The sequence below is a fragment of the Actinotalea sp. JY-7876 genome (genome assembly GCF_014042015.1).
Classification (GTDB): Bacteria; Actinomycetota; Actinomycetes; order Actinomycetales; family Cellulomonadaceae; genus Actinotalea.
In genome coordinates, this window is the sequence record NZ_CP059493.1 from 1,828,540 (window position 1) to 1,851,303 (window position 22,764).

At 74.6% G+C, this 22,764-nt stretch carries 22 protein-coding genes; 9 read left to right on the forward strand and 13 right to left on the reverse strand.

All coding sequences use genetic code 11. The features are described from left to right. The first annotated feature begins 111 nt into the window (after positions 1-111). Both H2O74_RS08550 and H2O74_RS08555 read left to right on the forward strand, forming a co-directional pair. Positions 112-576, forward strand: coding sequence for a PPOX class F420-dependent oxidoreductase (locus tag H2O74_RS08550; protein ID WP_182111206.1), 465 nt, complete (start codon positions 112-114; stop codon positions 574-576). Between the two features lie 62 nt (positions 577-638). Next, complete coding sequence (locus H2O74_RS08555) at positions 639-836, forward strand: hypothetical protein (protein ID WP_182111207.1); 198 nt, start codon at positions 639-641, stop codon at positions 834-836. Between the two features lie 7 nt (positions 837-843). On the opposite strand, the gene H2O74_RS08560 is transcribed toward H2O74_RS08555, so the two are convergent. From H2O74_RS08560 to H2O74_RS08570, 3 genes are read right to left on the reverse strand one after another with little or no spacing between them, the layout of a single operon-like run. After that, positions 844-1,935 carry an Rv2578c family radical SAM protein gene (locus tag H2O74_RS08560; RefSeq protein ID WP_182111208.1) on the reverse strand — a complete coding sequence of 364 codons (1,092 nt, stop codon included), beginning with the start codon at positions 1,933-1,935 and terminating at the stop codon, positions 844-846. A gap of 41 nt (positions 1,936-1,976) precedes the next feature. Then, positions 1,977-3,347 carry a histidine--tRNA ligase gene (hisS, locus tag H2O74_RS08565; RefSeq protein ID WP_182111209.1) on the reverse strand — a complete coding sequence of 457 codons (1,371 nt, stop codon included), beginning with the start codon at positions 3,345-3,347 and terminating at the stop codon, positions 1,977-1,979. Between the two features lie 11 nt (positions 3,348-3,358). Continuing rightward, positions 3,359-4,039, reverse strand: a complete 681-nt coding sequence (locus H2O74_RS08570; RefSeq protein WP_182111210.1) for an MBL fold metallo-hydrolase — start codon at positions 4,037-4,039, stop codon at positions 3,359-3,361. Positions 4,040-4,216: 177 nt separating this feature from the next. Between H2O74_RS08570 and H2O74_RS08575 the strand changes: the two genes are divergently transcribed. Both H2O74_RS08575 and H2O74_RS08580 read left to right on the forward strand, forming a co-directional pair. Beyond that, the gene (locus H2O74_RS08575; RefSeq protein ID WP_255491518.1) at positions 4,217-5,011 is read left to right on the forward strand and encodes a peptidylprolyl isomerase; all 795 of its coding nucleotides are present in this window, start codon (positions 4,217-4,219) and stop codon (positions 5,009-5,011) included. Beyond that, on the forward strand, positions 5,008-6,819 hold the full coding sequence (locus H2O74_RS08580) for a DUF349 domain-containing protein (RefSeq protein ID WP_255491519.1): 1,812 nt from the start codon (positions 5,008-5,010) through the stop codon (positions 6,817-6,819). Before H2O74_RS08575 ends, H2O74_RS08580 begins: the two co-directional genes overlap by 4 nt. An 88-nt stretch (positions 6,820-6,907) precedes the next feature. Here the strand turns inward: H2O74_RS08580 and H2O74_RS08585 are convergent, their stop codons facing one another. The 10 genes from H2O74_RS08585 to pdxT form a co-directional block, all read right to left on the reverse strand. After that, positions 6,908-9,274: a bifunctional (p)ppGpp synthetase/guanosine-3',5'-bis(diphosphate) 3'-pyrophosphohydrolase gene (locus H2O74_RS08585; protein WP_182111212.1), complete on the reverse strand. Its 2,367-nt coding sequence runs from the start codon at positions 9,272-9,274 to the stop codon at positions 6,908-6,910. A gap of 111 nt (positions 9,275-9,385) precedes the next feature. Beyond that, positions 9,386-9,934: an adenine phosphoribosyltransferase gene (locus tag H2O74_RS08590; protein WP_182111213.1), complete on the reverse strand. Its 549-nt coding sequence runs from the start codon at positions 9,932-9,934 to the stop codon at positions 9,386-9,388. Further along, positions 9,931-11,040, reverse strand: coding sequence for a protein translocase subunit SecF (secF, locus tag H2O74_RS08595; RefSeq protein WP_182111214.1), 1,110 nt, complete (start codon positions 11,038-11,040; stop codon positions 9,931-9,933). Before secF ends, H2O74_RS08590 begins: the two co-directional genes overlap by 4 nt. Beyond that, positions 11,040-12,869 carry a protein translocase subunit SecD gene (secD, locus tag H2O74_RS08600; protein ID WP_255491520.1) on the reverse strand — a complete coding sequence of 610 codons (1,830 nt, stop codon included), beginning with the start codon at positions 12,867-12,869 and terminating at the stop codon, positions 11,040-11,042. The genes secF and secD overlap by 1 nt, the downstream gene beginning before the upstream one ends. A 61-nt stretch (positions 12,870-12,930) precedes the next feature. Further along, the gene (yajC, locus tag H2O74_RS08605) at positions 12,931-13,368 is read right to left on the reverse strand and encodes a preprotein translocase subunit YajC (protein ID WP_182111215.1); all 438 of its coding nucleotides are present in this window, start codon (positions 13,366-13,368) and stop codon (positions 12,931-12,933) included. Between the two features lie 107 nt (positions 13,369-13,475). Next, entirely contained in the window at positions 13,476-14,498 is a 1,023-nt protein-coding gene (ruvB, locus tag H2O74_RS08610) for a Holliday junction branch migration DNA helicase RuvB (protein ID WP_255491521.1), read from the reverse strand. A gap of 10 nt (positions 14,499-14,508) precedes the next feature. After that, entirely contained in the window at positions 14,509-15,117 is a 609-nt protein-coding gene (gene ruvA / locus H2O74_RS08615) for a Holliday junction branch migration protein RuvA (protein ID WP_182111217.1), read from the reverse strand. Positions 15,118-15,246: 129 nt separating this feature from the next. Further along, complete coding sequence (gene ruvC / locus H2O74_RS08620) at positions 15,247-15,843, reverse strand: crossover junction endodeoxyribonuclease RuvC (RefSeq protein ID WP_182111218.1); 597 nt, start codon at positions 15,841-15,843, stop codon at positions 15,247-15,249. A gap of 52 nt (positions 15,844-15,895) precedes the next feature. Continuing rightward, positions 15,896-16,654, reverse strand: coding sequence for a YebC/PmpR family DNA-binding transcriptional regulator (locus H2O74_RS08625; protein ID WP_182111219.1), 759 nt, complete (start codon positions 16,652-16,654; stop codon positions 15,896-15,898). 16 nt (positions 16,655-16,670) lie between these two features. Further along, positions 16,671-17,294 carry a pyridoxal 5'-phosphate synthase glutaminase subunit PdxT gene (gene pdxT, locus H2O74_RS08630; protein WP_304518590.1) on the reverse strand — a complete coding sequence of 208 codons (624 nt, stop codon included), beginning with the start codon at positions 17,292-17,294 and terminating at the stop codon, positions 16,671-16,673. Positions 17,295-17,328: 34 nt separating this feature from the next. On the opposite strand from pdxT, the gene H2O74_RS08635 reads away from it, so the two are divergent. From H2O74_RS08635 to H2O74_RS08655, 5 genes are read left to right on the forward strand one after another with little or no spacing between them, the layout of a single operon-like run. Continuing rightward, a complete protein-coding gene (locus H2O74_RS08635; protein ID WP_182111220.1) occupies positions 17,329-18,042 on the forward strand; it encodes a hypothetical protein in 714 nt (237 codons plus the stop codon). Then, on the forward strand, positions 18,039-19,646 hold the full coding sequence (locus H2O74_RS08640; protein ID WP_182111221.1) for a phenylacetate--CoA ligase family protein: 1,608 nt from the start codon (positions 18,039-18,041) through the stop codon (positions 19,644-19,646). The genes H2O74_RS08635 and H2O74_RS08640 overlap by 4 nt, the downstream gene beginning before the upstream one ends. Further along, complete coding sequence (locus tag H2O74_RS08645) at positions 19,646-20,431, forward strand: hypothetical protein (protein ID WP_182111222.1); 786 nt, start codon at positions 19,646-19,648, stop codon at positions 20,429-20,431. Before H2O74_RS08640 ends, H2O74_RS08645 begins: the two co-directional genes overlap by 1 nt. Then, a complete protein-coding gene (locus H2O74_RS08650; RefSeq protein WP_220457936.1) occupies positions 20,428-21,618 on the forward strand; it encodes a hypothetical protein in 1,191 nt (396 codons plus the stop codon). The genes H2O74_RS08645 and H2O74_RS08650 overlap by 4 nt, the downstream gene beginning before the upstream one ends. Continuing rightward, on the forward strand, positions 21,615-22,745 hold the full coding sequence (locus H2O74_RS08655; RefSeq protein WP_182111223.1) for a hypothetical protein: 1,131 nt from the start codon (positions 21,615-21,617) through the stop codon (positions 22,743-22,745). The genes H2O74_RS08650 and H2O74_RS08655 overlap by 4 nt, the downstream gene beginning before the upstream one ends. Positions 22,746-22,764: the final 19 nt, after the last annotated feature.

Consider the following 22,764-nt stretch of genomic DNA (forward strand, 5'->3'; position numbering starts at 1 on the left):
GGGTTCTGCGGTACGGGTGGTGCGCGTGGGCCGACGTCGTCGGGCCCCGACGAGTCTAGTGGCGGGCCACGCGGCAGACTGGCGCTCGCCCCACGTCACCAGGAGGAACCCATGGCCCGCCGCATCGCCACCGCCGACCGCGTCGACCGCGAGCAGCTGCTCGAGTTCCTGCGCCCGCGCCACCACGCCGTCCTGCTCACCCGCCGGCGCGACGGCAGCCCGCAGATGTCACCCGTCACCTGCGGCGTGGACGACGCCGGGCGCGTGGTCGTCTCGACCTACCCGGACCGCGCGAAGGCGGTCAACGCCCGCCGGGACCCCGCCGTGAGCCTGTGTGTGGTCTCGGACGACTGGGACCCGTGGGTCCAGGTCGACGGCACCGCCGAGGTGCTCGACCTGCCGGACTCCGTCGAACCGCTCGTCGAGTACTACCGCAACATCGCGGGCGAGCACCCGGACTGGGACGAGTACCGCCGGGCGATGGTCGACCAGGGCAAGTCGATCATCCGGGTCACGATCGAGCGGTGGGGCCCCGTCGCCACCGGCGGCTTCCCGGCGCGGCTCGCGCAGTCCTGACACCCGCGGACGGTTCGCCCCCAGGACGCGCGCGGTTCGCGGGCCGGACGCACCATGGGGAGATGAGCGAGCACACGAGCACGGGACACGACGCGACGAGCGAGCCGGGCGGGGCCGACGAGGTCGCCGCCGCGCACGGGGACGGCGCGTCGGCCGACACGGCGGGCATGGGCGACGAGGGCGTGGCCATCGGCCTGGGCGAGCCGTCCAGCTTCGAGCCGGAGGAGGACACAGCGCCCCTGCCGGACGAGCAGGGCTGACCGCGCCTCAGAAGAGCGCCGGCTGCATGGGCCCGACGTCGAGCGCGGCCGGGGCGCGGTCCGCGTCCCAGCCCGCCATGCTCCCGAGCGGGTACGAGCCCTCCTCTGCTCGCACGGCACCGTCGGCGGCCCGGTGGTCCGACGTCGCGAAGCCGTGGCGCTCCAGCAGCGGCCGCAGTCGCGCGTGCAGCCAGTCCTTGTACTCGGCGGAGACGTACGCGCCCGATCCGTAGAGCCTGCGGTAGCGACCCACGAGGTCCGGCCGCTCGGACGCGAGCCAGCGCAGGAACCACGGCTTGACCGACCCGCGCAGGTGCAGCGGCAGCGCCGTGACGCCGGTGGCGCCCGCGGCCGCGAGCTCGGTGAGGAGCGCGTCGAGGTGCTCGACGGAGTCCGTGAGCCAGGGCATGACCGGCGCGACGAGGACGCCGCACGGCAGGCCGGCGTCGCGCAGCGCACGGATCAGGTCGAGGCGCGCTCGGGGCGTCGGGGTGCCCGGCTCCACGGACTGCTGGAGCCCGGAGTCGAGCACCGCGAGCGAGATCGCCATGCCGACCGGCACGCGGCGCTGGGCCTCGGCGAGCAGGGGGATGTCCCGTTTGAGGAGCGTGCCCTTGGTGAGGATCGAGAACGGCGTACCGGACGACGCCAGCGCGTCGATGATCCCCGGCATCAGCCGGTAGCGGCCCTCGGCCCGCTGGTACGGGTCGGTGTTGGTCCCGAGCGCGACGTGCTCCCGGCGCCACGACGGCCGCGCCAGCTCCGCGCGCAGGACCTCGACGACGTTGGTCTTGACGACGATCTGCGTCTCGAAGTCCCGCCCCGCGTCGAGGTCGAGGTACTCGTGCGTGGGCCGGGCGAAGCAGTACACACACGCATGGAGGCATCCGCGCATCGGGTTGATCGTCCAGCGGAAGGGCATGGACGACGCCGCAGGCACCTTGTTGAGCGCGCTCCTGGCCGCCACCTCGTGGAACGTCACCCCGGCGAAGTCCGGCGTCCGCACGCTGCGGACGAGGCCCTGGAGGGCCAGGTCCGGGCGCGCGAGGTCAGGGAGCGCGCCGTCGTCGGCGCCGATCCGCTGGCCGTCCCACCTCATGCGAGGCAGTCGAACACGCGTTCGACCGCCTCGTCAAGCGGTCACTCCGTGGCGGCGACGCGCGGCAGCAGGTCCTCGGCGGGCGGGGCCCACACGGCGGCGTCGGCGTCGACCTGCTCGCCGCTGCGGATGTCCTTGACCTGGTCGACGGCCTGCGGCTCGGCGGAGGGGTCGGCCGGGAACCAGACGAACGGGATGCCCCGCCGGTCCGCGTGCCGGATCTGCTTGCCGAACTTCGCGGCCGCGGGCGCCACCTCGACCGGGATGCCGCGGGCCCGCAGCGCGACCGCGACCGCGTCGCTCGCCGCACGCGTCTCCTCGGAGGTGACCGCGACGAGCACCGCGCTCGGCACCGACCGCGTGGCACGGACGAGGCCGCCCGCGAGCAGGCGCGAGACCAGCCGCGAGACGCCGACCGACAGGCCGACACCCGGGTAGGTGTTCGCGCCGTCGGACGCGAGCGCGTCGTAGCGACCGCCCGAGCAGATCGACCCCAGGTCCTCGTGCCCCACCAGCACGGTCTCGTAGACGGACCCGGTGTAGTAGTCCAGGCCGCGGGCGATCTTGAGGTCGGCGACGATCACGCCGCGCGCGCGCCGCGCCGCCGAGGCCATGAGGGCGCCGAGCTCGGCGAGCCCTTGGTCGAGCAGCTCTCCCCCGGCACCGTGGCGCTCGGCGAGCCCTCGCACGTCCTGCACCACCGACTCGTCCTCACCGCGCACCGCGGCGAGCTCGAGCATCGCGGCCGCCTGGGCGTCGTCGGCACCCGCCTGGTCGCGCAGGAGCGTCGCGACGGCGTCGGCGCCGATCTTGTCGAGCTTGTCGAGCGAGCGGAGCACCGGCTCCACGTCCGCGAGGCCCAGGCCGAGCGCGAAGCCCTCCATGACCCGGCGGTTGTTGACGAGGATCCGCACGGGCGGCACGCCGACGTCGCGCAGCGCGGCGAACGCCTCCGCGATGACCAGCGGGAGCTCCACCTCCAGGTGATAGGGCAGCTCGCCCTGGCCGACGACGTCGATGTCCGCCTGCGTGAACTCGCGGAAGCGCCCCTCCTGCGGGCGCTCGCCGCGCCAGACCTTCTGGATCTGGTAGCGGCGGAAGGGGAAGGCGAGCTTCCCGGCGTTCTCGAGCACGTACCGCGCGAAGGGCACCGTGAGGTCGAAGTGCAGTCCCAGGCCCGCGCCCTCGCCGCCGGCGGCCGGGTCCTCCTGGAGCCGGTGCAGCGTGTAGACCTCCTTGGAGGTCTCGCCCTTGCGCAGGAGCTGGTCGAGCGGCTCGACCGCGCGGGTCTCGATGCCGGCGAACCCGTGGAGCTCGAACGTGCGCCGCAGGACGTCGAGCACGTGCTGCTCGACCAGGCGCTCCGCGGGGAGCCACTCGGGGAAACCGGACAGGGGTGTGGGACGGGCCATGGTGCCCGATCCTAGGTCGCGCGCAGGTACGGGTTGGTCGCCAGCTCCACCGCGATGGTCGACGTCCCGCCGTGCCCGGGGTGGATGACCGTCGCCGGGTCGAGGCGGGCGAGCCGGCTCAGGGTGCGCGCCATGGCGTCGCCGTCGCCTCCGGGCAGGTCGGTGCGACCCATCGTCCCCGCGAAGAGGACGTCGCCGGTCAGGGCAGCCGGGACCCCGTCGTCACCGGTCACGAGGTAGACGGTCGATCCCTGCGTGTGACCGGGGCTGTGCAGCGCTCGGAGCTCCACGGCGGCGTCGCCGCGGCCGACGACGAGCGGCACCGGCTCGCCCGGGTCGGCGGCGAAGGTCACGACGTCGCGCGGCGCCGGCGGCGCGCCGCCGGCCAAGGCTGCGAGCTGGTCACCGAGCGGTCCCAGGGACCCGAACGGGTCCTCGAGGCGGTACGCGTCCTCGACGTGCACGTGCACCGCGACGCCGAGGCGCTCCCCCAGCTGCGCCGCGTCCCACGTGTGATCGACGTGACCGTGGGTCAGGAGCACGCCCGCGGGCCGCCAGCCCTCCCGCTCGACGAGCGCGACGACGTCGTCGGCGACGCCCGCTCCCGGGTCGACGACCACGCAGCGGTCGTCGTCGACGAGCACGTGGCAGCAGGCGCCCAGCAGGGGGGCGACGAGGGTCCGCAGGATCACGTCCTCGAGCCTAGCCACGGACCGAGACCGGACCGTGACGTGCGGGGCCCCGTCCGCCGGGCTGAGGCGCTCCCCTGCTGCCTAGACTGTCCGCGGCCCGACGACGCGCGGGTGATCATGCGGCTCGGTCCCCGGGCCGCTCGTGCGGGCCCCCGCGCGCGAGAGACGGGAGTGGTGGTGGCGCCGAGCAAGCGCGAGCGGGAGTACGCCCGACGACGCCACGAGAAGTGGCTCGCCCGGCAGGCCGAGCTCCAGGCGCAGCGTCGCCGTCGGCGCATCATCACGGGTGCGGTGCTGGGCGCCGTGGCCCTCGTCGCCCTCGTCGCGCTCGTCGTCTGGAACAGCCAGAGCGCGGACGACTCGAGCAGGACGGGCACGAGCCCGACGCCCACCGCCGAGCCGACGACCACCCCGGAGCCGACGACGGCCGACGATCCCGCGGCGGCCCCGCCGGACCCGGCGCTCGCGGAGAACCGCACGTGGACCGGCCGGCTGACCACGACGGCCGGGGACCTGGTGCTCGAGCTCGACGGCGCCGCGGCGCCGCAGGCCGTCGCCTCGTTCGTCACGCTGGCGCGCGAGGGGTTCTTCGACGGCACCACCTGCCACCGCCTGACGACCACCGAGAGCGCCGGGATCGCCGTCCTGCAGTGCGGCGACCCGAACGGTGACGGCACGGGCGGGCCCGCGTACCGCTTCGGTCCGGTGGAGAACGCCCCCGCCGACGATGTCTACCCGGCCGGTACGGTGGCCATGGCGAGGACGGGCGAACCCGACAGCATGGGGAGCCAGTTCTTCCTCGTGCACGAGGACTCGACCATCCCCGCGGACAGCGTGGGCGGGTACACCGTGCTCGGACGGATCACCGAGGGCATGGACGTGCTGCAGTCCGTCGCCGATGCCGGCATCGCCGAGGGAACCGGTCAGACACCGGCGACCGAGGTCACCATCGAAGGAGTTGAGGTCCAGTGACCGAGCAGGAGCGCCCCGAGGGCACCCCGGAGACGACCACCGAGCCGCAGGCTCCGGTCGAGTCGCAGACCGAGACGCAGCAGGTGGCCGAGACGCCCGTCGAGGTGGTGGCGGAGACCACCGAGGCCACGGAGACCACCGAGGTCACGGAGGCCACCGAGGCCGCCGAGGTCACGGAGGCCGCCGAGGTCACCGAGACGGAGACGACCGGCGTCGCCGGCACCGACACGGAGACCCCGCTCGCCCAGGACACCGCGCCTGACGACGCGGCTGTCGCGGAGCCGGACGCGCCTGCCGCGGAGCCGGACGCGCCTGCCGCGGAGCCGGACGCGCCTGTCGCGGAGCCCTCCGAGGAGCCCGCGCCCGTCGAGGCGGCCGCGCCCGCGCAGGCCCCTGCGGCCGCCCAGGAAGCACCGGCCGCGCCGCGCCCGACCCCGCGGCCCGTCCCGCGCCCGCTCCCCCGCCCGCCCGTCGCCGCGCGCCCGACGCCGTCCGGCGACGCCGCACCGCAGGCGCCGGTCGTCCCGGTCCCGGCGGCGCTGAGCGCGGCGGAGGCCCAGGAGGCGGCGCGCTGGGGTCGCGTCGACGAGGACGGCACGGTGTACGTGCGCGAGGAGTCCGGCGAGCGGGTCGTGGGCCAGTACCCCGGCGCCGACCAGGCGGACGCACTGGCGTTCTACGTGCGCCGGTTCGCGGACCTGCACGCCAAGGTGCTCCTGCTGGAGACCCGGATGGCGACCGCCGACCTCGCCGTCAAGGAGATCGAGTCCACGCTGGACCACCTCACCGCCGAGCTCGCCGAGCCGGCCGCCGTGGGCGACCTGGACGGCCTGCGCCGTCGGCTCGAGGCGCTGCGTGGCGTCGCGGCCGAGCGCCGGGCCGAGGCGGACGCCCAGCGCGCCGCCGCGAAGCAGGCCGCGATCGAGTCGCGCACCGCCCTCGTGGAGGCCGCGGAGAAGATCGCGGGCACGGACCCCGAGCGGATCCAGTGGCGCCCCGCGGGCGAGCAGCTCCGCGCGCTCCTCGACGAGTGGAAGGACGCCCAGCGGCACGGTCCGCGGATCGACCGGGCCACCGAGGACGCGCTCTGGAAGCGTTTCAGCCACGCGCGGTCGACGTTCGACCGGGAGCGACGCCGGTTCTTCGCCGAGCTCGAGAAGCACAACTCGGCCGCCAAGTCCGAGAAGGCGGCGCTCGTCGCGGAGGCCGAGGCCCTCGCCACGAGCACCGACTGGGGCGCGACGTCGGCCGCCTACCGCGACCTCATGGCGCGCTGGAAGGCCGCCGGCCGGGCCAACCGCAAGGACGACGACGCCCTGTGGGCCCGCTTCCGCGCGGCGCAGGACCAGTTCTTCGCCGCGCGTGACGCCTCCCAGAAGGAGATCGACGCCGAGTTCGGCGCCAACCTCCAGGTGAAGCTCGCCCTGCTCGAGGAGGCCGAGCGCCTGGTCCCGGTCCGCGACCTGCCCGCGGCGCGTGCGGCGCTCCGCGACATCCAGGAGCGGTGGGAGCAGGCCGGCAAGGTTCCCCGCAACGACGTCCAGCGCGTCGAGGGCCGCCTGCGCGCCGTCGAGCAGGCGGTGCGCGAGGCGGAGAACGCCCAGTGGCAGCGCAGCAACCCCGAGACGCGCGCGCGTGCCGAGGGCGCCCTGGCGCAGCTCCAGGCCGCGATCGCCGGGCTCGAGGCCGACCTCGCGAAGGCCGAGGCCGCGGGCGACACGCGCAAGGTCGCCGACGCCCGTGCGGCGCTCGACGCGCGGCGCGCGTGGCTCGAGCAGGTCGAGCGCGCGGCGGCCGACTCCCGCTGACCCGCGGCGCCGAGGGGGGCCGAGGACGATCCGTCCCGGTCCCCCTCGGCAGCCGCCGTGGGCGAGAACCTGAGGGTCGCGCTGCGACCTAGCCGCGCGCCGGCAGCTCGGCGGCGCGCGAGCCCGTGAGCCGGTAGACGTCGAAGACGCCGTCGACCTTGCGCACGGCGGCCAGCACGGAGCTGAGGTGCGCCGGCTCGGCCATCTCGAACACGAAGCGCGAGAGCGCGACGCGGTCCCGCGACGTCGAGACCGTCGCCGAGAGGATGTTGACGTGGTGGTCCGACAGGACCCGCGTGACGTCGGACAGCAGCCGTGACCGGTCGAGGGCCTCGACCTGGATCTGCACGAGGAACAGCGTGCCCGTCCCCGTGTCCCACTCGACCTCGACGATGCGCTCGGGCTGGTTGCGCAGCCCTTCCACGTTGAGGCAGTCGGTGCGGTGGACGCTCACGCCGGCACCGCGCGTGACGAAGCCCACGATCTCGTCGCCCGGGACCGGCGTGCAGCACTTGGCGAGCTTGACCCAGATGTCGCTGACGCCCTTGACCACGACGCCGGCGTCCCCCGAGCGCGGGCGACGCTGGCTGCCCGGGCGGGTCGCCTCGGCGAGGTCCTCCTCGGTCCCGGACTCGCCGCCCATGGACTGCACCAGGCGGTGCACCACGGTCACGGCGGACGCCTGGCCCTCGCCGATCGCCGCGTACAGCGACGACACGTCGGCGAAGCGCATCTCGTTCGCGAGCGTCACGAGCGCCTCGTGCGTGAGCAGCCGCTGGATCGGCAGGTTCTGCTTGCGCATCGCCTTGGCGATCGCGTCCTTGCCGTGCTCGATCGCCTCCTCGCGGCGCTCCTTGGAGAACCACTGGCGGATCTTGTTGCGGGCACGCGGGCTCTTGACGAAGGTCATCCAGTCCCGGCTGGGACCGGCCGTCTCGGACTTGGACGTCAGGACGTCCACGACGTCGCCGTTGTCGAGCGTCGAGTCCAGCGGCACCAGGCGCCCGTTCACCCGCGCGCCCATGGTGCGGTGGCCGACCTCCGTGTGGACCGCGTAGGCGAAGTCGACCGGTGTGGACCCCGCGGGCAGCGCGATGACGTCGCCCTTGGGCGTGAAGACGAAGACCTCCTGGCCCCGGATCTCGAACCGGAGCGAGTCGAGGAACTCGGTCGGGTCGGCGGTCTCGCGCTGCCAGTCCACGAGCTGGCGCAGCCAGGCCATGTCGCTCGCCGCGTCGACCGCGCCGCCGGACTGCTTCGCGATCTCCTTGTACTTCCAGTGGGCCGCGACGCCGTACTCGGCGCGACGGTGCATCTCGTGCGTCCGGATCTGGATCTCGACCGGCTTGCCACCGGGCCCGATGACCGTCGTGTGCAGCGACTGGTACATGTTGAACTTGGGCATCGCGATGTAGTCCTTGAACCGGCCCGGCACCGGGTTCCACCGCGCGTGCAGCGCACCCAGCGCCGCGTAGCAGTCGCGGACCGAGTCGACCAGGACGCGCACGCCCACCAGGTCGTAGATGTCGGCGAAGTCGCGGCCCCGCACGATCATCTTCTGGTAGATCGAGTAGTAGTGCTTGGGCCGGCCGGTCACCGTCGACTTGATCTTCACCGCGCGCAGGTCGGCCGTGACCTGCTCGCGCACGACCGACAGGTACTCGTCGCGAGCCGGGGCCCGCTCGGCGACCAGGTGGACGATCTCCTCGTACACCTTCGGGTAGAGCGTCGCGAACGAGAGGTCCTCGAGCTCCCACTTGATCGTGTTCATGCCGAGCCGGTGCGCCAGGGGCGCGTAGATCTCGAGCGTCTCGCGCGCCTTGCGCTCGGCCGACGCCGCCGGCACGAAGCGCCAGGTCCGGGCGTTGTGCAGCCGGTCCGCGAGCTTGATGACGAGCACCCGGATGTCGCGCGACATCGCGACGACCATCTTGCGCACGGTCTCCGCCTGCGCGGCGTCGCCGTAGACGACCTTGTCGAGCTTGGTCACCCCGTCGACCAGCATCGCGATCTCCGGACCGAAGTCGGAGCGCAGGTCGTCGAGCGAGTACTCGGTGTCCTCGACCGTGTCGTGGAGCAGGGCCGCCGCGAGGGTCGACGGCGTCATCCCGAGGTCCGCGAGGATCGTGGCGACGGCGACGGGATGGGTGATGTACGGGTCGCCGCTGCGCCGCACCTGGCCCCGGTGGGCCCGCTCCGCGACCGCGTAGGCGCGGTCGAGCACGCTGAGGTCGGCCTTGGGATGGTTGGCGCGGACCGCGAGCATGAGCGGCTCGAGCGCGGGCGAGCCCGCCGGCGTCCGGCTGCCGAAGCGCACCAGGCGCGAGCGGACACGGGACCCCGTGCCGGGCGTCTCGGGCGCCGGTCGGGGCGAGGCGTCGGGCACGGGCGCTGGCGCGGGCGTCACGGCCTCGCCCGCGGCGCGCGGCGGCACCGGTACCGGCTGCTCGGCCATCACGCCCTCCTCGTCCCGACGACGCCACCAAGTCTAGTTGGCCAGGGGCCGCGTGGCCGTCCGGCCGGCCTCGTCGCCCGCTGCTGGTGCAGGGCGCCGCGGTTCGTGCCGTCAGTAGGTCAGCAGGACGTCGATCTCGCGGCCCGGCAGCCGCTCGCGGCCGTGCAGGAAGGTCAGCTCCATGAGGAACGCGAGCCCGACGACGACGCCGCCCGCCTGCTCGAGGAGCTCGACGGTCGCAGCGGCCGTGCCGCCCGTGGCGAGCACGTCGTCGACCACGAGGATCCGCGCACCGAGCGGGATCGTGTCCGGGTGCACCTCGAGCACCGCGCTGCCGTACTCCAGGTCGTACGCGCTCGCCAGGGTCGCACGGGGCAGCTTGCCCGCCTTGCGGACCGGCACGAAGCCCGCCCCCAGCGCCACGGCGACCGGCGCGCCCACGATGAAGCCGCGGGCCTCCATCCCGACGACGAGGTCGATCGGTCCGGGAGCCTGGTGGGCCAGGTGCTCGACCACCGCGGCGAACGTGGCGCCGTCCGCGAGCAGCGGGGTGATGTCCTTGAACGTGACGCCGGGCTGCGGGTGGTCCACGACGTCCGTCACGAGAGCGGACGCCCGCTCCACGAGCGAGCGTCCCTCCTGCGGGGAGGTCCCGCTCACGGCTTGCGGCCCGCGGGCCGGTTCGGCTTGCGGCGCCGGGGCTGCGCGCTGTTGCCCAGGTGCCCGCCCGGGACGGGCGCGCCGACGTGGACCTTGACCGCCTCGGCGGGGTCCGCGTCCGCCGGCGCGGTCGCCTTGCGAGCCTCCAGCACACGCGCGGTGTGCTCGCGGATCGCCGGCTCCCGCTCGCGCAGGAAGACCTCGAACGGCGTGGCGATGAAGACCGACGAGAGCGTGCCGACGGACATGCCGATGAACAGCGCGAGGGCGATGTCGCGCAGCGTGCCCGCGCCGAGCAGGAAGGCGCCGATGAAGAGGATCGCCGAGACCGGCAGGAGCGCCACGACGGACGTGTTGATCGATCGCACGAGGGTCTGGTTCACCGCGAGGTTGGCGAGCTCCGCGTAGGTGTACCGGCGCTGCTCCAGCACCTTCTCGGTGTTCTCCCGCACCTTGTCGAAGACGACGACCGTGTCGTAGAGCGAGTACCCGAGGATCGTCAGGAACCCGATGACCGTCGCCGGGCTGACCTCCCAGCCGATGCCGGCGTAGACGCCCACGGTGATGATCAGGTCGTGCGCGAGCGCGAACAGGGCCGCGGCCGCCATGCGCCACGCACGGAAGTACAGCGTCATCACGACGGCGACCAGGAGCAGGAAGATCACGAGCCCCTGCACGGCCTTCGCGGTGACGTCGGCACCCCAGCTCGGTCCGACGAGCGACGTGCTCACGTCGCCGAGGGGGACGTCGTAGGCCTCGGCGAGACCGGAGGCGATCTCGTCCGCGACGTCCTGCTCCAGCTCGCCCGTCTGCACGCGGACGGAGGAGTCGCCGAGGCCGGAGACCCTGGGCACCTCCTCCGGGGCCACCTCGGCCACGACGTCGAGCGCGGGCTGCTGCTCGGTCGTCGCCGCGCCCGTGACGGTGAACTCCGCACCGCCGCTGAACTCGATGCTCGGGTTGATGCCGCGCACGAGCAGCAGCGCGATCGAGGCGAGGATGACGGCGCCGCCGATGGCGAGCCACCGCATGCGCCGCCCGACGATGTCGTACGAGCGCTTGCCGGTGTAGAGGTCGTTGCCCCACTGGGCCACGCGCGAGGGCATCAGGCGTCCTTCCGCTCGGTGCCGGCATCCGCCTGCGGGCCGTCGTCGCCGTCCGGCGGTGCCGTGCTGCTGTGCCCCGCGCCCGACGCACCGGCCGTGGCCGCGCGGCGCTCGGCCGCGCGACGCTCGGCGATGGTCATCCGGCGGCCCCCGGCCACGCCCACCGGCTCCCGGTCGTCGGCCGGCGTCGCGACGACGTCGTCGACCGCGGTCGACGTGCCCGGCCGGCGCGACGCCGTCGCGCGCTCGCCGGGCGCCACCACGCGGCCGCGCCCGACGTACCTGCTGCGGGCACCGAGGCTCTCCGGGTCGAGGCCCGACGCCCGGTGGCCCTCGCCGAAGAACTTGGTCCTGGCGAGCAGGACCATCACCGGGTGGGTGAACAGGAACACGACCATGAGGTCGACCAGCGTCGTCAGGCCGAGCGTGAACGCGAACCCGCGGACGCCGCCGACCGCGAGGAAGTACAGGACGATCGCGGCGAGGAAGTTGACCGCGTCGGACGCGAGGATCGTGCGGCGCGCGCGGTTCCAGCCCTCGGCGACCGCGGCCGGCAGCGTGCGCCCGTCCCGCAGCTCGTCGCGGACACGCTCGAAGTAGACGATGAACGAGTCCGCCGTGACACCGATCGCGACGATGATGCCCGCGACGCCCGGGAGGCTGAGGCGGTAGCCCTGCGTCCACGAGAGCAAGGCGATGAGCAGGTAGGTCACGACGCCGGCGATGACGAGCGAGGCCACCGTGACCAGGCCGAGCGCCCGGTACTGGAAGATCGAGTAGATGCCGACCAGGACCAGCCCGATGAGGCCCGCGAGGAGGCCGCGCTGGAGCTGCTCGGAGCCGAGCGTCGCGGAGATCTGCTGCTCGCTCTGGACGGTGAAGGTCAGCGGCAGGGAGCCGAAGTTGAGCTGCTGCGCGAGCGTCGAAGCCGACTCGCGCGTGAAGTTGCCCGAGATCTCGGCCTTGCCGTCCGCGATCACGCTGTTGACCGAGGGCGCGGAGATGACCAGGCCGTCGAGCACCATCGCGAACTGGTTGCGCGGCGACTCGAGCCCGAGCAGGCGCTCCGTGACGGCACGGAACTGGCTCGTGCCCTCCCGGTTGAACTCGATGTTGGTGACCCACTCGTTCGTCACCGCGCCGGTCTGCGTCGTGCGCAGACCCGAGCTCGCGCTCTCCACGTCGTCGCCGCGCACCTCGACCGGTCCGAGCACGAACTTGGCGGTGCCGGACGCGTCGCACGCGACGACCGCCTCGTCCGGGGAGCCGACCAGGTCCGGGCCGCCGCGGAGGTTCGCGGGGTCGGTGCAGTCGTAGGCCTCGAACTCGGCGAGCAGCTCAGGCGTGAGCCAGGCGGGGTCGCTCGCGTCGGCGGGCTCGACCTGCTCGACGGGCGTCTCGCCGAGAGGGGTGCGCTGCTCCTCGGGCACCGGCGTCGGCGCGGCCTGGACGATGACGGGCCGGAAGAGCATCTGCGCCGACTCCCGCACCAGGTCGAGGGTCTCGGCGTCGGGCTCCCCGGGGATCGCCACGACGATGTTCGAGCCGCCCTGGCTGGTGATCTCCGCCTCCGCGACGCCGGACGCGTCGATGCGCTGGCGGATGATCTCGATCGCCTGCGCGATGGTCTCCTCGGTGACCTTCTCACCGCTGTCCGCGGTGGGCGTGAGGATGACCTGCGTCCCGCCCTCGAGGTCGAGGGCCAGCGACGGCGTCAGCGACGCGTCCGACCAGTGGTTGCCGGCGAGGAGAGCGCCGAGGAGGGCGATCACCACGACGCCGAGCGACACCAGCGTGCGCTTCGGGCGTGGGCGGTTCGATGTGGCCAACGGTCCGTCTTCTCTCGTGCGTCAGACCCGGGGCGCCGCGGTGCGGCGCCCGGTACCCCCGTCAGCGACGGGTCGTGCCCTCGTCGTCGCGCCCCTCGGTGAGGCTCGACGCGTCGTCGGGCACCTGGAGGGTGGCGTCGGCGTCCGTGGTCTCGTCGACCTCGTCCTCGTACAGCTCGTCCTCGTACAGCTCGTCGTCGTCCAGCTCGTCGTCCGCGTCCTCCGCCTCCAGCTCGTCCGCGACCGGCGGGTCCACGAGCTTGGCGATGGCGGGACGGAGCCAGCGGCTCGTCACGCCGGGCGACGTCTCGAGGGTGACGATGTCGCCCTCGACGTCGACGACGGTGCCGAACAGGCCAGAGCCCGTCATGACCTCCTGGCCGGGGGCCAGGCTCGCCCGGAAGTTCGCGGCTTCCTTCTGCTGCTTGCGGGTGCGGCTCGTCATGAGCCACATGGCGCCGAAGGCCAGGGCAAGGATGATGAGGAAGCTGTAGTCCATGGTGTCGTTCTCACGTCCTGTTGGGTTGCGACCGCGCGAGTCTAGGTGACCGACGCTCCTGGCCCCTAACGCCTCGCGCGGACGCGCGGTTCCCGGGCGGGCGGCGCTCAGCCGAAGAGGGTGTCCGAGCCCGGTGCGGGGGGCCGCAGGCCGAGGTGCGCCCAGGCCCGCGCGGTGGCGACGCGGCCGCGCGGAGTCCGCCCCATGAGGCCCTCGCGGACGAGGAACGGCTCGGCGACCGTCTCGACCGTCTCGGGCTCCTCCCCGACCGCGACCGCGAGGGTCGTGAGCCCCACCGGCCCGCCGCCGAAGCGCTCGCACAGCGCGCGCAGCACGCCGCGGTCGAGCCGGTCGAGGCCGAGGTCGTCCACCTCGTAGACGGCCAGCGCGGCGCGGGCCGCGGCCAGGTCCAGCGTGCCGTCACCGCGCACCTGGGCCCAGTCGCGCACGCGGCGCAGCAGGCGGTTCGCGATGCGGGGCGTGCCGCGGGACCGGCTCGCGATCTCCGCGGCGGCGTCGGCGTGCAGGTCGACGCCGAGCAGCCCGGCCGAGCGCGCGAGCACCTGCTGGAGCTCCTCGTCGTCGTAGAAGTCGAGGTGCCCGGTGAACCCGAAGCGGTCGCGCAGCGGCGCCGGCAGCAGCCCCGCCCGCGTGGTCGCGCCCACGACCGTGAACGGGGGCAGCGCGAGCGGGATCGCGTTGGCGCCCGCCCCCTTGCCCACGACGACGTCGACGCGGAAGTCCTCCATCGCGACGTAGAGGAGCTCCTCGGCGGGACGCGCGAGGCGGTGGATCTCGTCGAGGAAGAGCACCTCGCCCTCCTCGAGCGAGGAGAGCACCGCGGCGAGGTCCCCCGCGTGCTGGATGGCCGGACCCGACGTGACGCGCATCGACGTCCCGAGCTCGGCGGCGATGATCATGGCGAGCGTCGTCTTGCCCAGCCCGGGCGGGCCGGAGAGCAGGACGTGGTCGGGCGCTTTGCCCCGCCCGAGGGCGGCGTGGAGCACGAGCTCGAGCTGGTCGCGCACCACGCGCTGCCCGACGAACTCGGCCAGGCGCTGCGGCCGCAGTGCGGCCTCCGCCGCGCGCTCGAGATCCTCCGCGCCCGGGGCGACGATGCGCTCGGTCACGATCTCCTCGTCAGGCACGACCGCCGCCCAGGACCCGCAGCGCGCCACGCAGGACCGAGGCGACCTCGCCGGCGTCGACGGGCCCCGCGTCAGGCGGCGACACCACGGCGACGGCCTCCTCGGCCGCCTTCGCGGTCCAGCCGAGCCCGACGAGCGCCTCCACGACCTCACCGCGCCGGTCGGCGACCGCGGCCGCCGCCGTCGTCGGCCCGCCCGACGGGGCCCCGAGGCGGTCGGCCAGCTCGAGCACGATCCGCTGCGCGCCCTTGCGCCCGATGCCGGGCACGCGCTGGAGCGCCGCCAGGTCCTCCCCCGCGACCGCGCGCCGCAGCGCGTCGGGCGTGTGGACCGCGAGCATCGCCAGCGCCAGCCGTGGCCCGACGCCGCTCACCGTCTGGACGGCCTCGAAGGTGTCCCGCTCGTCGGCGTCGGCGAAGCCGTAGAGGGTCAGCGAGTCCTCGCGGACGACCAGCGACGTCGCGAGCTCGGCCTCCTGCCCGACGCGCAGTCCCGCCAGGGTCGCCGGCGTCGCGTACGCGAGCATCCCGACACCGCCCACGTCGACGACTGCCGCGTCGAGGCGCACCCCGACGACCTGCCCGCGCAGCGAGGCGATCACGAACCCTCCCGTCCTCCTCGCGCGGACGCGCCGCCGCCACGGCGGGACGCGGTCACGCGAGCGACCCGAACATCTGTACGACCACGCTAGCGCGCCGCCCGGACACCGGGTGCCCCGACGCGCCGGACCTCACCGGAGCCGGGCGGCGGCCTCGGCCCGCGCCCAGGCGAGCTGGGCCGGTGTCGCCCCGGACGTGGCCCCCGCGGCGCCGCCCGCGCCGGTCCCCGCACGGACCGGCGACGTCGTGCCCGCGGCCACGGGCCGCCAGAGGTGGCAGATCGCCAGGGCGAGCGCGTCGGCCGCGTCGGCGGGGGTGGGCAGCTCCGCGAGCCCGAGGATCCGCGCGACCATCTGCTGCACCTGCGGCTTGCCGGCCCGCCCGGAGCCCGTGACCGACGCCTTGACCTCCGACGGCGTGTGCAGCGCCACCGGGATCCCGCGCCGGGCGGCGGCCGCCATGACGACGCCCGACACCTGGGCCGTGCCCATGACGGTCCGCACGTTGTGCTGCGCGAAGACCCGCTCCACGGCGACGGCGTCGGGCTCGTGCTCGTCCAGCCAGGTCTCCACCTGGTCACCCACGAGGGCCAGGCGCGACGCGACGTCGTCGGAGACCGGTGAGCGCGCGACGCCGACGGCGACGAGCACCACCCGCCGCCCCGGGCGCGAGTCGACCACGCCCAGACCGCAGCGGGTCAGGCCCGGGTCCACTCCCAGCACGCGCACCGCACCAGTCTCCCAGCGCGCGGACGCGACGGCCGGACGCCTCGCCGGGCGCTCAGTCCTCCTCGAGCTCCGCCATGACCTCGTCGGACGCGTCGAAGTTCGCGAAGACGTCCTGGACGTCGTCGCTGTCCTCGAGCGCGTCGATGAGGCGCAGGATCTTGCGGGCGCCCTCGGCGTCCACCTCGACCTGCGTGGCGGGCACGAACTGGGCCTCGGCCGAGTCGTAGTCGATCCCGGCGTCCTGCAGCGCGGTGCGCACGGCGACGACGTCGGACGCCTCGCTCTGCACCTCGAACGCCTCGCCCAGGTCGGTGACCTCCTCGGCGCCCGCGTCCAGGACCGCCGCCAGCACGTCGTCCTCGGTGAGGCCGTCCGTCTTGGGGATCACCACGACGCCGCGCCGGGAGAACAGGTAGGACACGGACCCGGGGTCGGCCATCGCGCCGCCGTTGCGGGTGAACGCGATGCGCACGTCAGCGGCCGCACGGTTGCGGTTGTCGGTGAGGCACTCGACCAGGACCGCGACCCCGCCGGGGCCGTAGCCCTCGTACATGACGGTCTGGTAGTCCGCCCCGCCGGCCTCCTGGCCGGAGCCGCGCTTGACCGCGCGGTCGATGTTGTCGTTCGGGACCGAGGACTTCTTGGCCTTCTGGATCGCGTCGAAGAGCGTCGGGTTGCCGGCGACATCACCGCCGCCCACGCGGGCGGCCACCTCGATGTTCTTGATGAGCTTCGCGAAGAGCTTGCCCCGCTTGGCGTCGACGACGGCCTTCTTGTGCTTCGTGGTGGCCCACTTGGAGTGACCGGACATCGCTTCGACGAACCCCTCAGCCGCGCTCGGTGACGATCTGGACGAACAGCCGGTGCAGCCTCATGTCCCCCGTGATCTCGGGGTGGAAGGACGTCGCGACCACGTCACGCTCGCGCACCGCCACGATCCTACCGGCGGCGGGGCCCGATGCGACGGTGGCCAGCGCCCGGACGCCCGGCCCGGTGCGCTCGACCCACGGCGCGCGGATGAACACGGCGTGCACCGGGTCCGTGGCGCTGTCGGCGACGCCCTCGACGACGAGGTCCGTCTCGAAGGAGTCGACCTGACGGCCGAAGGCGTTGCGGCGCACGGTCACGTCGAGCCCGCCGAGGGTCCGCTGGCCCGCCGCGCCGTCCTCGAGCCGGTCGGCGAGCAGGATCATCCCCGCGCACGACCCGTAGGCGGGCAGGCCGGCGGCGATCGCGTCGCGCAGGGGCTCGAAGAGCTCGAAGACCTGCAGCAGGTTGGCCATCGTCGTGGACTCGCCGCCCGGCAGCACGATCCCGTCGACCTCGGCGAGCTCGCGCGTGCGCCGCACGGGCACGGCACGCGCGCCGCTGGCCTCGAGCGCGGCGACGTGCTCGCGCACGTCGCCCTGGAGGGCCAGGACACCGATCCTGGGCGGCGTGTCGGAGATCACGTCGGCGGATCCTACGCCGCCCTATCCTCGGGGCATGAGCGCGCCCTTCCCCCCGCCCGCGGCGCCCGCGGGCCCGCACGCCGCCCCGCCGTCGACCTCGCTGCGCGGACCGGTCGCGCTGACCGTCGCCGGAGCGGTGCTCTGCGTCGCGACGGTCGTCATCGCGGTCCTCGTCGGACGGACCTTCCTCAACCTCCTGCCCACCGACCTGCTGACGTCGGACGGTCAGGCGGGTCCCGGGGTCGTCGCCGAGGTGAGCGCGCCAGGGCAGGGCACGGCGCAGCTCGAGGCGGACACGAGCTACGTCGTGCTCCTGGCCACCTCGACCTCGGCGGGCGGGGACCACGTCGAGCTCGAGGACGACGTCGTGCTCGTCAGCCCGGACGGGAACGAGATCGTGGCCGACCGGAGCCCCGGCGTGAACCTCTCGGCGTCGCGCGACGGCACCGCCGTCCGCTCGGTCGGCGCCTTCCGCACGCAGGAGGCGGGGCAGTACACGGTCACGGCGCCGCCCGTCAGCGACGGCGGGACCGCACGGGTGCTCCTCGCCCCGGACCAGGCGTTCGGGCCGTTCTTCGTCGGCATCTTCGGGTCCGTGTTCGGCGTCTTCGCCGCCATCGCCACGGCGATCACGGGGATGCCGATGCTCGTCATCGGCATCGTCTGGTGGCGCCGCCGGGCCGGGGCCCGCGCGGCCGGCGCCGCGGGACCGGGCGCCCCGGGACATCCGGCCACGGCGCCGCGGTGACAGGCACCGGCGCGGCGCCGCGTCGGACGAGCGTCCTGCGCCAGGCGGCGCTGCGGGTCGCGACCGGGGTCGTCACGCTCGTCTACCGGATGTACCGGGTGCACCCCGCGTTGTGGCGGTTCACGGCCCGGAACTACCACCCCGCGATGGAGCGCTTCGCGCGGCTCAACGCCTGGATGATCTGCCAGCACGCCTACCTGGACGTGCCCGCGTACCGCCGCCACGTCGAGGAGCACGGCTTCCGCTTCCGCTGGTGGGACCTCACGGCGTACGAGCCCACCTCCAAGCACGGCTACGTCGACCGGTACCCCGAGGCGGAGCGCTGCTGGGACGGCGAGATCCGGACCGTGGGCACCGTGGTGGACGAGTCGTCCGGCTCGTCCGGGACCCCGTACAACTGGCTGCGCTCGAAGCGTGAGCTCGCCACGGTCCACAAGAACGTCGCGGGGTACGTGACGCAGATCTTCGGCACCCGCGGGCTCTTCGCCATCAACGCCTTCTCGATGGGCGCCTGGGCGACGGGCACCAACACGGGCATCGCCATGTCGCGGATCGCCATGGTCAAGAACACCGGCCCGGAGATCGACAAGATCGTCGACACGCTGCGCCACTTCGGCCCCGGCTACACCTACCTGGTGTGCGCGTACCCGCCCTTCCTCAAGCACCTGCGGGACCGGCTCGACGCGGACGGGTTCGACTGGGACGCCTACGACCTCAACGGCTTCGTCGGCGGCGAGGCGCTCACCGAGGGGCTGCGCGACTACCTGGAGGACCGCTTCGGCCGCGTCTACTCGGGCTACGGGGCCTCCGACCTCACCATCGGGATGGCCGGCGAGAGCGACCTGACCGTGTGGCTGCGCCGCGCCCTGATCGCCCACGAGCCCTTGCGCCGGGAGGTGCTCGGGGACGGCGAGGCCCGCACCCCGATGGTCTTCCAGTACAACCCGCTCGAGACCTACCTGGAGACGACGTCCGACGGGCGCCTGCTGGTGACCTTGAACTCCGCCGACATCATGAGCCCGAAGCTGCGCTACGACATCGGCGACGAGGCGATGATCCTCAGCTTCGACGCGATGCGCGCCGCGGTGGACCGCCTGCCCGAGCCGCTGCGCTCGCGCCTGACGTTCGGCGTCGAGCGCGCGGCCGCGGTCCAGGGCATGCGCCTGCCCCTGCTCCTGCTCTTCGGCCGCAAGGACTCGACCGTCTCCTACATGGGCGCGAACCTCTACCCGCTCGACGTCGAGAACGGGCTCTACCTCGACAACCCGCACGCGGCGGCCATCGAGTCCTTCAAGCTCTCCCTGGTCGACATCGGCGACCACGAGCAGCGTCCCGGCATCCACCTGCAGCTGCGTGCGCACGCCGCGCTCGACGACGCCGAGCGGGCGGACCTCGCGTCGCGCGCCGCCGCCGGGGTGCTGCGCCATCTCGCGTCCGTCTCGCGTGACGTGGCCCAGTCCCTCGAGGAGGACCCGACGGCCTCGGACCTGCGGGTCGAGGTGCACGCGCACGGCACGGGCCCGTTCGCGGGCGGCTCGACGAAGATCAAGAACGTGTACCTGGTGGACGAGGGCGACCGCGACGTCCCGTCCGCGGCGCGCTGATGCGCAGCGCCGACTTCTCGCGGGCCCCGCGCCAGGCGCGCGCCGAGGCCATGGTGGTGCTCGAGCGCCCCGAGGCGCCGCGCGGCTGGCAGCGCGCGGCCCGGAGCGCCGCCCGGGACGCGGCGGGGCACCGCTGGAGCACCGGCTACCGGCTCGCGGGCGCGCGCGGCGTGCTGGCGTGGTTCGCCACGCCCGACGACGCCGCGGCCTTCCTCGCCGCCCGGCCGTCCGGTGAGCGCCACCGCCGGCTGCGCGCGGAGCCCGAGGGGTACACCAACGGCCGGTGGCGCGCCGAGGGCGACGTCATGGCGCACATCGAGCGCTTCACGCCCGTGACGCGCGAGGCGGAGCGCGGCACCGTCCCGCCCCGCGTCGCGGACGACGACGCCGCCGCGCTGCGCCCGGGGCGCGGCCCGCGGCGTCGACCGCGACGGCCGCTCCCGCCGCCCGCCGCACCGCGCTCGCCGGTCGACGCCGGCGCGATGTTCGTCGGGGCGACGCGCTACCGCGGTCCCCACTCGTGGGCCGTGCTGTCGCGCGAGTGGTACCCGATGGTGGCGGCGATGCGACGGCTGCGCGGCTACGTGTGGCACGGCGTCTACTGGGAGCCGCCCTTCACGCTCGGCACGCTCGCGTTCTTCGCCACGCGCGACGACCTGCTGGCGTTCGCCCGCCTCCCCCAGCACCGCCGCCTCATGCGCTGGATCACGCGGGACCGGCGCCACGGCACCGCCGGGTACATCCGCATCCACGTCGCCGACCCGGCCGGGGAGGCGGCCCCGTGAACCTCGAGGAGGTGAGGACGCGCGCGCAGCTGCGCGAGTTCCTCGACCTGCCGCTGCGCCTGCACCCGCGCGAGCTCGCCGTGCCCCTGCTCGCCGACACCGTCGAGCAGTGGTGGCGAGGGCGGAGCCCGCACCCCGAGCCCGTGACCCTCCTGCTCGCGCGCGACGCGTCGGGCGACGTCGTCGGCCGCACGACGGTCCACACGGACGCGCGCCTCGACGCCCGGCTCGGCGCACGCTCGCTGCTGTTCGGGGCCACGGAGTTCGCCGACGAGGCGGCCGCCCGGGCGCTGGTCGACGGGCTCGCGCGACGGGCGGAGGGCCACGAGCAGCTGTTCGGCCCGGTCTCGCTGCTCCCGAACCAGACCGGCGGCGTCCTGACGTCCGGGTTCGAGGAGCGCGGCTTCGTCGACTCCCCGTGGAGCCCCGCCCGCGTCGCGGCCACGTACGAGGCGCTGGGGTTCCGGCGCTGGGGCGAGGCACAGACGTGGGCGGTGGACGTCGACCCGGCGAACGCGGCGGGCGCGCCCACGCCGGACGAGTGGCGGGCCGCGGGTCTCGTGCTCGAGCGCGGTCGGCGCTCGAGCGTCGGACGGCTCGTGCCCGAGGTCCTCGAGGTGCTCAACCGGTCCTTCGCGGCGCTGCCCTACTACACCCCGATCACGCCCGCCGAGATGGCGGCGGCGACGGACGGCCTGGCCTTCCTCGTCGACGAGGAGCTCCTGCTGCTCGCCCGCGACGCGCGCTCCGGCCGGCTCGTCGCGTTCCTGCTCGTTGTCCCGGACCTCACCGCCTTCGTGCAGCGCGCCGGCGGCCGGCTGGGCGTGCTGCGCCGGCTCGAGCTGCTCGCGACCCGGGGCCGGTACCGCCGCGAGGCCGTGCTCGTCATCCAGGGCACCGACCCGGACCGGCAGGGCCGCGGGGTGCTCACGCTCCTGAGCCGGCAGCTGCACGCGGCGCTGGCGACCGGCGGCTACGCACGGCTGCGCAGCACGATGATCGCTCCCGACAACCCGGGATCGCGGCGCCAGCTCGAGCGCTTCGGCGGCCGCCCGCTGCACGGCGTGACGTTCTACCGCCTGCCGCTCGGCGCCGCCCACGCGGACACCGGCCACCCGGGCGGGACAGCCCCCGCCACGCCCGACCGCCGCACACCCAGCGGCTCCCCTGAGACGAGGCCCACGTGAGCACGCCCGACCCCGCGGCCGCCGCGGACCCCGCCCTCGCCGACGACGCCCTGCGACGCTGGCTCACGATCGCGGGCAGGGCCCCGTCGCCCCACAACACCCAGCCGTGGGCGCCGCGGGTGGCGGGCCGGACGATCGAGCTCGCCGTCGTGCCGTCGCGCGTGCTCTGCGCGGGTGACCCGACCTTCCGCGACCTCCTGCTCAGCCTCGGCGCCTGGGTGGAGAGCGCCGCGGTGGCCGCGGCGGCCGACGGCCGGTCGCTGCGCGCGGAGCCGACCCCGCACCTCGAGCGGCTGCACGACCTGCCCGTGCGCGGGCCGGCGGACCCGGCCACCCCGGTCCTGGTGCTGCACGTCGAGGACGCGCCGTACCCGACCCCCTTCACGCCGCAGGACGTGCGCACCCGGCGGGTCCACCGCGGCGAGCTCGGGGCGGCGCCCGACGTCTGGACCGACGCGGCCGGCCTGCCGGACTGGCTCCGGCTCGGGGAGGTCGACGGCGCCGCGATGCGGCACCTCGTCCGGCTGGGCACCGCCTCCACGGTCTCGCGCCGGGGCGTCGCCGAGGAGCTCGTGCGGTGGCTCCGGCTGAGCCCGGACCACCCGCGCTACCGCCAGGACGGCATGACCGACGCGATGCTCGGTGTGCCGCGCCTCGCCGCGCGCCTGGCCGCACCGTTCACGCGGCGCGCCGCCCTGCGCGACCCCCTGCTGGGGGTCGCGGGCCGCGCCGCGCGCACCCTCGAGCTCCTCGGCCGCGGCCAGCCGGTCCCGGTGGGGCGGCACGCGGACGACGGGCCGCGGCACCTCGCGCTCGTGGCCGACACCCGCGCGCTGGGCCTCGACGGCGTGCACAGCCGCACGGAGGCCATGGACAGCAGCCTCGGCCTGCCGCCCGCCGAGGTCGTCGAGGCGGGCCGGGTGCTCCAGCGCCTGTGGCTGCACGCCCACCGCGCGGGCGTCAGCGTCGCACCCCACTCCGAGGTGATCGACTCCCCCCACGCGCAGGGCGCGCTCCGCAAGCGCCTGGGCGTGCGCCGCGCCGACGTCGTGCTCGCGGTCTTCAGCGCGGGCCGCGCCCGCACCCCGGCGCCGGTCTCGCCCCGCCTGACGGACGACGACGCCTGACGACGCCGACGGCTGACGG

Excerpts from the sequence above, each read along its gene's own strand:
- H2O74_RS08550 (WP_182111206.1), top strand. The coding sequence starts at position 112 with ATGGCCCGCCGCATCGCCACCGCCGACCGCGTCGACCGCGAGCAGCTG.
- H2O74_RS08555 (WP_182111207.1), top strand. The coding sequence starts at position 639 with ATGAGCGAGCACACGAGCACGGGACACGACGCGACGAGCGAGCCGGGC.
- H2O74_RS08560 (WP_182111208.1), bottom strand. The coding sequence starts at position 1,935 with ATGAGGTGGGACGGCCAGCGGATCGGCGCCGACGACGGCGCGCTCCCT.
- hisS (WP_182111209.1), bottom strand. The coding sequence starts at position 3,347 with ATGGCCCGTCCCACACCCCTGTCCGGTTTCCCCGAGTGGCTCCCCGCG.
- H2O74_RS08585 (WP_182111212.1), bottom strand. The coding sequence starts at position 9,274 with ATGGCCGAGCAGCCGGTACCGGTGCCGCCGCGCGCCGCGGGCGAGGCC.
- secF (WP_182111214.1), bottom strand. The coding sequence starts at position 11,040 with ATGCCCTCGCGCGTGGCCCAGTGGGGCAACGACCTCTACACCGGCAAG.
- yajC (WP_182111215.1), bottom strand. The coding sequence starts at position 13,368 with ATGGACTACAGCTTCCTCATCATCCTTGCCCTGGCCTTCGGCGCCATG.
- H2O74_RS08625 (WP_182111219.1), bottom strand. The coding sequence starts at position 16,654 with ATGTCCGGTCACTCCAAGTGGGCCACCACGAAGCACAAGAAGGCCGTC.
- H2O74_RS08635 (WP_182111220.1), top strand. The coding sequence starts at position 17,329 with ATGAGCGCGCCCTTCCCCCCGCCCGCGGCGCCCGCGGGCCCGCACGCC.
- H2O74_RS08645 (WP_182111222.1), top strand. The coding sequence starts at position 19,646 with ATGCGCAGCGCCGACTTCTCGCGGGCCCCGCGCCAGGCGCGCGCCGAG.